Source organism: Micromonospora sp. CNZ297 (assembly GCF_007827625.1).
On sequence record NZ_VISU01000070.1, the window covers coordinates 1 to 1,331 of the forward strand.

The 1,331-nt window shown below is 66.6% G+C and carries 2 protein-coding genes; both read left to right on the forward strand.

What is annotated here, in order from left to right:
- Positions 1–18: 18 nt before the first annotated feature.
- Positions 19–378 (forward strand): transposase, encoded by a 360-nt coding sequence (locus FB454_RS34715; RefSeq protein WP_083791297.1) that lies wholly within the window; start codon positions 19–21, stop codon positions 376–378.
- Positions 375–1,301 carry an IS3 family transposase gene (locus FB454_RS34720; protein ID WP_013285608.1) on the forward strand — a complete coding sequence of 309 codons (927 nt, stop codon included), beginning with the start codon at positions 375–377 and terminating at the stop codon, positions 1,299–1,301. Before FB454_RS34715 ends, FB454_RS34720 begins: the two co-directional genes overlap by 4 nt.
- Positions 1,302–1,331 lie beyond the last annotated feature (30 nt).

Genomic DNA, 1,331 nt, shown 5'->3' on the forward strand with positions numbered 1-1,331 from the left:
TGAGCTACCCCCGCTTTCATGGAGCTTCTTGATCATGGTCTGATGGCCGTGGGGAGGAAGTTGTCCGTGGCAGCACCGAAGAAGTACCCCGATGAGCTACGTCAGCGCGCTGTGCGTTTGTACCGCGAGTCGGATCCGAAGCCGGTGATCCGGCGCCTGGCCGAGCAGCTTGGTGTGCATCACGAGGCGTTGCGGAACTGGATCCGCCAAGCCGAGGCCGACGCCGACGAGCGTCACGACCGGCCGACCAGCGAGATGGCGGAGGAGAACCGCCGGCTGCGCAGGGAGGTCGCCGAGTTGCGGCGGGCGAACGAGATCCTGAAGGCCGCGAGCGCGTATTTCGCGGCGGAGCTCGACCCGACCCGGCGACGGTCATGAGGTTCATCCACGAACACCGTGACCAGTTCGCGGTCGCGCTCCTGCTACGGGTCCTCAACATCGGCGCCTCGACCTACTACGCGTGGGTGAAGCAGGTCGAGCAGCCCTGCGACCGCGACGTGGTCGACCTGGGTCTGGTCTCCAACATCCACGAGATCTGGGAGACATCGGGGCGCACCTACGGCGCTGACCGGGTCCACCGGCAGCTACGCCGTGACGGCATCCGCGTGGGCCGTAAGCGGGTCGAGCGGTTGATGGCGCAGCAGGGCTGGCAGGGCGCGTTCCTGCGTCGAGGCTGGCGCGGCGGCTCCACGAAGCAGGATCCCCGGCACACGCCGGCGCCGGATCTGGTCAACCGGCAGTTCACCGCCGACGGGCCGAACCGGCTCTGGGTCGCCGACGCCACCCGCATCCCCTGCGGTGAGGGCGTGTTCTGGTTGGCTGCGGTCCGCGATGCGTTCTCCCGCCGGATCGTTGGGTGGAAGACCTCCGACCGCTGCGACACCGACCTGATCCTCGCCGCCCTCGAATACGGCATCTGGTCGCGCGACGTCCGCGACGGCCAGTTGATCCACCACTCAGATCGCGGGTCGAACTACACGTCGTTTCGCTTCGCGGAACGCTTACAGGACAACGGGATCCTGCCCTCGATGGGATCCGTCGGCGACTCCTACGACAACGCGCTGATGGAGAACTTCTGGTCGACGTTGAAGATCGAACTCGTCTACCGCACGAGCTGGCGGACCCGCGACGAGGCCGAGAACGCGATCTTCGCCTACATCGACGGCTGGTACAACACCCGCCGCATCCAGAAGGAACTGGACTACCTCAGCCCGAACGAGTACGAGACCGCCTGGCACACCCGCCAGACGCAACCAGCCGAGCCACCTATCGCCACCCCTGCGCCAGCCGGCAGCAGGTAACCACCGCTCCATCAAAGCGGGGGGAACTCA